The organism is Pseudomonas sp. MWU15-20650, from assembly GCF_023242475.1.
Taxonomy (GTDB): Bacteria; Pseudomonadota; Gammaproteobacteria; order Pseudomonadales; family Pseudomonadaceae; genus Aquipseudomonas.
In genome coordinates, this window is the sequence record NZ_JALJFG010000064.1 from 1 (window position 1) to 7,512 (window position 7,512).

The following is a 7,512-nucleotide window of genomic DNA, read 5'->3' on the forward strand; positions in this document are numbered from 1 at the left end:
AGGGCTTGCCCCCTCCCACATTTTTGATCAGTGACGGTAGGTGGAGCCGGTGTGTTGTTCGGGTAGACGGGCGCTACCTTGGAAGACCTTTTCCCGTAGCGTGCCGCTCTCATATTCGGTCTTGTACGACCCCCGCTTCTGCAACTGCGGCACCACCAGATCGATGAAATCCACGTAGCTTTCCGGTGTCACGATGCGTGTGAGATTGAAGCCATCCAACCCGGTTTCGCTGATCCAGGATTCCAGTTCATCCGCGACCTGCTCGGGTGAGCCCACGAGGGTGATGTAGCGGCCACCGAGGGCGTGTTGCTCGAGCAATTTGCGGCGGGTCCAGTCGTTGTTCTGCAGGTTCTGGGTGGCCGACTGGATCGCGTTGCTCTTCACGTACTGGATCGGTTCGTCCAGTTCGTACTCGGAGAAATCAATCGCCGTCGACGCCGAGAAGTGCGCCACACCGGCTTCCGCGCTGGCGTAGCTCAGGTACTCGGCGTGCTTCTTCCAGGCAAGCGCCTCGGTGGCGTCAACGATGACGTTGAGGCCCATGAACACCTTGATATCGTCTGGGTTGCGCCCGGCTTCCACCGCGCTGGCGCGTACCTTGTCGACCTGGCGCTTGGTGTCCGCTTTGTTTTTCCCGCTGATAAATACGCACTCGGCGTGGCGCCCCGCGAACAGCAAGCCGCGGTCGGAACTGCCGGCCTGGAACAGCACCGGCGTGCGTTGCGGCGACGGTTCACACAGGTGGTAACCCTCGACCTGATAAAACTCGCCGTGATGCTCGACCTTGTGCACTTTGCCCGGCTGCGCATAGACCCGGGCGTGCGGGTCGTTGAGCACCGCATCGTCCTCCCAGCTGCCTTCCCAGAGCTTGTACAGCACCTCCAGGTATTCATCGGCCTGGTCGTAGCGCCGGTCATGCTCGACCTGTTCGGTCAGGCCCATGGCCTTGGCGGCGCTGTCGAGGTAGCCGGTGACGATGTTCCAACCGACGCGGCCACGGCTCAGGTGGTCGAGGGTCGACATGCGCCGGGCGAACAGATATGGCGGTTCATAGGTCAGGTTGGCGGTGAGGCCGAAGCCGAGGTTGCGGGTCACGGCCGCCATCGCCGAGACCAGCAGCAACGGGTCGTTGACCGGCAGTTGGATCGACTCCTTGAGCGGTACGTCGATGGACTGCTGGTACACGTCGTAGACGCCGACGATATCGGCGATAAACAAGCCGTCGAACAGCCCGCGTTCGAGGGTTTGTGCCAGCTCGGTCCAGTACTCGATGGTCTTGTACTGGGTCGAGGTGTCCCGTGGATGAGTCCACAGGCCATGGTTGATATGCCCGATGCAGTTCATGTTGAAGGCATTGAGCAGGATCTTTTTTTTGCTCATCAGATAGTCCCCCGCAGCGGCGGGTTTTCATCGTTGAGGTAGTAATTGCCCACCGCGTGGTACTTCCAGCGCACCGGGTCGTGCAGGGTATGCACCCGGGCGTTGCGCCAGTGGCGGTCGAGGCCGTGTTCGGCCAGCGTGGCCTGGCTGCCGGCCAGCTCGAACAGCGTGCTGCCGGCCGCCAGGGAAATCTCGGTGCTCAAGGCGCGGGCTTCGGCCACGGCAATCGAGGCGGCAGCAACCGTCTGGGCATTGCTATCGGCCTGGGCGCGATCGAGGAACTCGCCGGAGCGTTCCAGCAGTGCCTCGGCGGCGTGCAGGCGGATGCTCAGGTGGCCGAAGCTCTTCAAGGTCAGCGGGTCTTCGGTGGCTTTGTCGTTGCCGGAATCGATCCACGGACGGGTCTTGGTGCGTACGAAATGCAGCGCATCTTCAAAGGCGGCGCGGGCGATGCCGGTGTCGATGGCGGCGTGCAGAATCTGCGCCAGCGGGCCGACGGTGGTCGGGCGTTCGAAGGCGCTCTGGAACGGGATCACATCCTGGGCGGCGACCCATACGTTATCGAACACCACCGAGCCGCTGCCGGTGGTGCGCTGGCCGAAGCCGCTCCAGTCGTCGATCACGCTCAGGCCCTCGCTCTCGCGGGGCACAAAGGCCAGTTGCTGCACGCCGTGTTCATCCACCACCGAGGTGGGGATGCGCTGGGCGTAGATCGCACCGGTGGCGTAGAACTTGCGGCCGGTGATGCGAAAGCCGTCGCCATCGCGGGTGAGGGCGGTGACGCGGTCGTGGGCGGTCTTGGTGCCCAGTTCCGCCAAGGCGTTACCGAAACGCTGGCCGGCGAGCACGTCGGCGTAGAGGCGCTTTTGCTGCGCGGGGCTGCCATTCACACGCAGCACTTCCAGGGCGTAGAAATGGTTTTGCGGGATCTGGCCCAGTGAAGCATCCGCCTGGGCGATCAGGGCAATGACTTTGGCCAGGGTGACATTGGATACGCCGGCACCGCCGAATGCCTTGGGCACGCTGATGCCCCACAGGCCGGAGCGGGAAAACACGTCCAGCTCGGGCAAGGGCAGGCGGCGTTCGCGGTCACGTTGGGCGCTGTCGCGACGCAAGTCTTCGGCCAGGTCGCTGGCGACAATAAGGGCTTGTTCATCGCTGGTGATAACCGCGACGTGGTGAGAATAAGTCATGTTGTTCTCCAGAGGTCTGGTCGGCTAAATCCAGGAGTGACGAGCAGGTAAGGTGCCGTTGAGGCGGTAGGCGCCGATCGCGTGATACTTCCAGCGCACCGGGTCGTGCAGGGTGTGCACCCGGGCGTTGCGCCAATGGCGGTCGAGGTTGAATTCGGCGAGGGTGGCGCGGCTACCGGCCAGTTCGAACAGCTTCTCGCTGACCAGCAACGACACTTCGGTGGTCAATACCTTGGCCTCGGCCACGGCAATCGAGGCGCGCGCGGCGGACTGCGCGGTAATGGGCGCGGTACTGACTTCGTCCAGCACCTGGCCGGCTTTGCGCAGCAGTGCTTCGGCGGCGTGCAGCTCGATCTTCAGCTTGCCGATATCGGCGATCACGTACAGGTCGTCACTGGCCCGCTCGACCTTGGCGTCGATCCAGGGGCGTGAGCGTTCGCGCACGAAAGCCAGGGTGTCGTCGAGCGCGCCACGGGCAATGCCGGCGTCGATAGCCGCCTGGATCAGTTGTGAGACGGCACCCTGAATATTCGGGCTTTCGCCCAGGCGCCAGTTGTCGATTACCAGCTCCGCATCCACCGCGACCCGCTCAAGCAACACGGTGCCGCTGGCAGTGGTGCGTTGGCCAAAGCCCGACCAATCGTCCACGATGCGCAGCCCTTCAGTGCCACGACGTACAAATGCCATGACCTGCTTACCGTCATCGTTCAGGGCTTTGATCGCCACCCAGTGGGCGAACAGCGCGCCGGTGGAGTAGAACTTCTGCCCACTGACCACAAAGCCTTCGCCTTCGGCGGTGATGCGCGCCTTGAGTTCCAGGGTGTTTTTAGTGCCGCGCTCCGGGCCACCGTTACCGATGCGCCAACCGTCGAGCACGCTCTGGAACAGCTGCTTTTTCTGGCGCTGCGTGGCGGTCCCCTGCACCAGGTGCAGAATGCCGAAATGGTTCTGCGGGATCTGCCCGAGAGCCGGGTCTGCCGCGCTGATGATCGCGAAGACTTCAGCCAGGGTCACGAACGAAACCTGAGGGCCGCCGTATTCGCGGGGAATGGAAATACTGCCCAACCCACTGCGGGTGAACTGCTCGATTTGTGCCCACGGCAACAGGCGTTGCCGGTCACGCTTGGCGGCTTGCAGGCGCGCGGCGTGGGCCAGCTCATGGGCCGCGCTCAACGCTTCGGCGTCGTTGCGCAGCACAGTGGCCGGCAACAGCAGTGGGGCTGTATCCAGATCACTCTGGGGGGGTGTTAGAGCCAAGTTAGACATCAGCGCCGCTCCTTGGCTGCACGTAATGCCCTGGCGTTATGCACCGGGGTGATTCTGACCATACCGACCTCGCATTCAATGAAATAAAAACAGAACAATCAGGAATGTCCGGTGGTCCGGTGCATATACCCTAAGCGTGTTAATTTTTTAAATAAACTAACTTTTAGGAATATGCATAGAAGGGCTGTCACCCAGGTTCACAGGGCGAACCCGGGCGACGGGGTTGATAGCCTGGCGCGGGGCTGGCGGGGCGCGTCGGCGCGGCCGGTGAACAGGCTGCGATACGCACCGTACGAGCGGGCGCCCAGCGTGAATTATTGCCGACGCGATCGAGGATGCAGTACGTGACCTCCAGCCGGCAGTCGTCGCCCGCCTCGACAATGACCTGCGAAGGTACCCACACGTTGATGGCCTGGCCCACTCCCTTGGCTTGTATTTCAGCCAGGTCCAGGCGCACATCACCCCAGCGCAGGGTGATGGCATCGCCGGTGCTCATGTTCAGGTACGGTTCGATGGTCAACGGGACGCCGCGTCTTGCCTGGCGGCTATTGACGCCATAACGGCGGATCGTCTCGGGCATGCCTACGGGGGCGAGATGCTGGTTTTCATCGCGGCTTTCGTGGTTGAGACGGGCCGATGGCTGACCGCCAGGGCAAAGGGTCTTGACCCGTACCGTGGTCACGGCCGAGCGCGCAGGGCCATGGCCGATTTGCAGGATTTGGTAGTGGACGCGCGCCGGACCGTCCTGCACAAAGCTTTCAGGCACCCACAGGTGGGTGAACGTGCCGATTTTGCCAGGCGTGACCTTGCGCGAGGCGACAAAGCAATTGTTCCAGAACAGTTCGATCAAATCGCCCTCTTCCATGCCGGAGTAGGGGGCAATGTCGACTTGCAGGTGCGTGGCAGCCAGGGCACTGATGCCATTGCCAATCGCCTGTGGCAACGTCGGGGCGGTAAGCGTGGCCGGGTGTTGAATGTGCGTCATAAGTACTCTCCTTGATGCAGCCAGCAGTCATCGTTCCAAGCCCCTGGCGCACGGGCGCGAGGCGGGTCGAAAGGAACGATTCGGTCAGTAGCTGGGATGGGATCCAATCCTCAAGGCGCTAGATAAGAGGCTTGGTCAGGGAGCGTCAATGGCGGCAAAGGGCTAAACGGCGGGTTTGAGAATATTCAGAAGGGTCTGACGGGGAGGGAGATTTTAAGGGGCGAGCGACGGCGTGTTTTACGTGTTGTGATGGCGAAACCCTGTAGGCGCTAGCACCTACAGGGGAGGGTCTATCAATGGGCGAGAAATTTGCTGAGGAACTGCCGCGTACGTTCTTCCTTGGGGTGGGCGAACAACGCCTTGGCTTCGCCCTGTTCGACGATCACGCCCTTGTCGAAGAAGACCACCCGGTTGGCCACATCCCGGGCAAAGCTCATCTCGTGGGTGACGATGACCATGGTGCGGTTTTCTTCGGCCAGGCTGCGAATGGTCGCCAGCACTTCACCGACCAGTTCCGGGTCAAGGGCCGAAGTGGGTTCGTCGAACAGAATCACCTCCGGCTCCATGGCCAGCGCCCGGGCAATCGCCACGCGCTGTTGCTGACCCCCGGACAGGCGCCGAGGGTAGGACGCTTCCTTGCCCGCCAGGCCAACCCTGGCCAGTAGCTTGCGACCCAGCGCGATGGCTGCTTCGCGTGGCATCTTCTTGACCACGATCGGGCCTTCGATGACGTTTTCCAGCGCGGTACGGTGGGGGAACAGGTTGAAGTTCTGGAACACAAAGCCCACGTGCTGGCGCAAGCGCCGCACCAGGCCCTGCTGCTGGTTGAGCGGCTTGCTGCTGTCGATCTCGATGTCACCCACCTTGATACGGCCGCTGGTGGGTTCTTCGAGAAAGTTCAGGCAGCGCAGGAAGGTGGTCTTGCCGGAACCGCTGGGGCCGATGATGGCGACGACTTCGCCCTCCTTGACCTCGAGGTCGATACCGTTGAGCACCACCTGACCGTTGAATTGTTTGGTCAGTTTTTCAACCACGATCATGCTTCAAGACTCCAGGTCATGCCGGTTGACCCGGTCTTCCAGACGATTTTGCAGATGCGCCAGGATGCTCGCCAGGATCCAGTAGATCAGGGCCGCGGACAGATACATGGTGAAGATTTCGAAGGTGCGCGCAGACACCAGTTGAGCTTGGCGGAACAGCTCGGGTACCTGGATGGTAGCGGCCAGCGCCGTGTCCTTGACCAGCGAAATAAAGCTGTTGCCCAGCGGAGGCAAGGCCGTGCGCATGGCTTGCGGCAGGATGGCCCGGCGCAGGGTCTGCGCACGGGTCATGCCGATACTGGCGGCAGCCTCCCACTGGCCGCGCTCGATGGAGGCGATGGCGGCGCGCAGGATTTCACAGGCGTAGGCGGCCATGTTCAGCGAGAAGCCGATCATCGCCGCCGGGATCGGATCCAGCTCGATGCCCACTTGCGGCAAGCCGTAGTAGATCAGGAACAGCTGCACCAGCAAGGGCGTGCCGCGAAAGAACGACACGTAGACCCGGGCGGTCCAGCTCAGCAACTTGAAGCGCGACAGGCGCATCAATGCCAGGCCGAAGCCCAGCAGCAAGCCGAAGAACATCCCGCCAAGGCTGAGAATTACCGTGTAATACGCGCCCTTGAGCAGAAAGGGCGCGGAGTCCAGCGCGAGTTGGAAACCTGCTTCCATTATTGAGTGACGTCAGCGTTGAAGTACTTCTCGGACAGCTTCTTCAAGGTGCCGTCGGCGCGCAACTTATCGAGAGCCTTGTTCACGGCGTCGAGCAGTTCTGGCTCACCTTTGCGCAGGGCAATACCGGCTTCCTGGCGCGAGAACGCATCGCCCGCAGCGGCAGTGTCCTTGGCTTTCTTGGCATATTCCAGAGCGGCCAGGCGGTCGATCAGGATGGCGTCGATGCGGCCGATACGCAGGTCCTGGAACTTGGTTGGGTCGTCGTTATAGGTCTTGATGATGGCTTTGGGCTGATTGTCCTTGAGCCATTGCTCGTAGTTGGTGCCCAGGCCCACACCGACCTTCTTGCCGGCCAGGTCGGCGGCGGTCTTGATGGTGTCGACGTTCTTGGCCAGGGTCAGCGCCTGGATACCGGACACGGTGTAAGGCTTGGAGAAGTCGTACTTCTTCTTGCGTTCTTCGGAGATCGTGACCTGGTTGATCACGGCGTCCAGTCGCTTGGACTCCAGGGCGGCGAGGATGCCGTCCCACGGGGTGGCCTGCAGCTTGACCTTGACGCCCAGCTCCTTGGCCAGCGCTTCGGACAGCTCCACTTCGAAACCGCTGAGCTTGCCGCTTTCATCGACGAAGCTGAACGGTGGGTAGGTGCCTTCCAGGCCGATCTTGATCTCGCCAGCCTTCTTGATGTTGTCCAACTGCTCGCCGGCTACTGCCTGGCCCAGCCAGCCAGCGCCAAGCGCCAGGCCCAATGTGCCAACCAGCAGCGTGCGACGGAATACAGAAATAGTCATGAAGAGCCCCTGTGTTTTTATGGTGAGCGAAGCAGGTGACGCAGTAGTCGTATCCTGCCTTAAAGAGCGGTGCGCGTCTTCGCCTGCGGCGCGACTATAAAGCCGGTTTTTAAGACTTGAAAATAATATAAAGATAATTTCATATTCTATTTTTGAATATGCGGGGGAATTTCCATGTGGGAGGA

7 protein-coding genes are annotated in these 7,512 nt (G+C 61.6%); all 7 read right to left on the minus strand.

Annotated features, from left to right (window positions below; translation table 11 throughout):
- Positions 1–27 precede the first annotated feature (27 nt).
- The 7 genes from M5B43_RS26905 to tcyJ all read right to left on the minus strand — a co-directional run bounded on the left by M5B43_RS26905 (position 28) and on the right by tcyJ (position 7,327).
- The gene (locus M5B43_RS26905) at positions 28–1,380 is read right to left on the minus strand and encodes an LLM class flavin-dependent oxidoreductase (protein WP_248752911.1); all 1,353 of its coding nucleotides are present in this window, start codon (positions 1,378–1,380) and stop codon (positions 28–30) included.
- Positions 1,380–2,573: an SfnB family sulfur acquisition oxidoreductase gene (locus M5B43_RS26910; protein ID WP_248752912.1), complete on the minus strand. Its 1,194-nt coding sequence runs from the start codon at positions 2,571–2,573 to the stop codon at positions 1,380–1,382. The genes M5B43_RS26905 and M5B43_RS26910 overlap by 1 nt, the downstream gene beginning before the upstream one ends.
- Positions 2,574–2,597: 24 nt before the next feature.
- The gene (locus tag M5B43_RS26915; RefSeq protein WP_248752913.1) at positions 2,598–3,839 is read right to left on the minus strand and encodes an SfnB family sulfur acquisition oxidoreductase; all 1,242 of its coding nucleotides are present in this window, start codon (positions 3,837–3,839) and stop codon (positions 2,598–2,600) included.
- Positions 3,840–4,026: 187 nt separating this feature from the next.
- Positions 4,027–4,824, minus strand: coding sequence for a hypothetical protein (locus M5B43_RS26920; RefSeq protein ID WP_248752914.1), 798 nt, complete (start codon positions 4,822–4,824; stop codon positions 4,027–4,029).
- 293 nt (positions 4,825–5,117) lie between these two features.
- Positions 5,118–5,864 carry an L-cystine ABC transporter ATP-binding protein TcyN gene (gene tcyN / locus M5B43_RS26925; RefSeq protein WP_248752915.1) on the minus strand — a complete coding sequence of 249 codons (747 nt, stop codon included), beginning with the start codon at positions 5,862–5,864 and terminating at the stop codon, positions 5,118–5,120.
- A gap of 3 nt (positions 5,865–5,867) precedes the next feature.
- Positions 5,868–6,533 carry a cystine ABC transporter permease gene (gene tcyL, locus M5B43_RS26930; protein WP_003187646.1) on the minus strand — a complete coding sequence of 222 codons (666 nt, stop codon included), beginning with the start codon at positions 6,531–6,533 and terminating at the stop codon, positions 5,868–5,870.
- On the minus strand, positions 6,533–7,327 hold the full coding sequence (gene tcyJ / locus M5B43_RS26935; protein WP_248752916.1) for a cystine ABC transporter substrate-binding protein: 795 nt from the start codon (positions 7,325–7,327) through the stop codon (positions 6,533–6,535). Before tcyJ ends, tcyL begins: the two co-directional genes overlap by 1 nt.
- Between the last annotated feature and the right edge of the window lie 185 nt (positions 7,328–7,512).

Bases quoted from the DNA above. Each gene is read 5' to 3' on its own strand.
- M5B43_RS26920 (WP_248752914.1), bottom strand. From the start codon at position 4,824: ATGACGCACATTCAACACCCGGCCACGCTTACCGCCCCGACGTTGCCA.
- M5B43_RS26910 (WP_248752912.1), bottom strand. From the start codon at position 2,573: ATGACTTATTCTCACCACGTCGCGGTTATCACCAGCGATGAACAAGCC.
- tcyL (WP_003187646.1), bottom strand. From the start codon at position 6,533: ATGGAAGCAGGTTTCCAACTCGCGCTGGACTCCGCGCCCTTTCTGCTC.
- tcyN (WP_248752915.1), bottom strand. From the start codon at position 5,864: ATGATCGTGGTTGAAAAACTGACCAAACAATTCAACGGTCAGGTGGTG.
- M5B43_RS26915 (WP_248752913.1), bottom strand. From the start codon at position 3,839: ATGTCTAACTTGGCTCTAACACCCCCCCAGAGTGATCTGGATACAGCC.
- M5B43_RS26905 (WP_248752911.1), bottom strand. From the start codon at position 1,380: ATGAGCAAAAAAAAGATCCTGCTCAATGCCTTCAACATGAACTGCATC.
- tcyJ (WP_248752916.1), bottom strand. From the start codon at position 7,327: ATGACTATTTCTGTATTCCGTCGCACGCTGCTGGTTGGCACATTGGGC.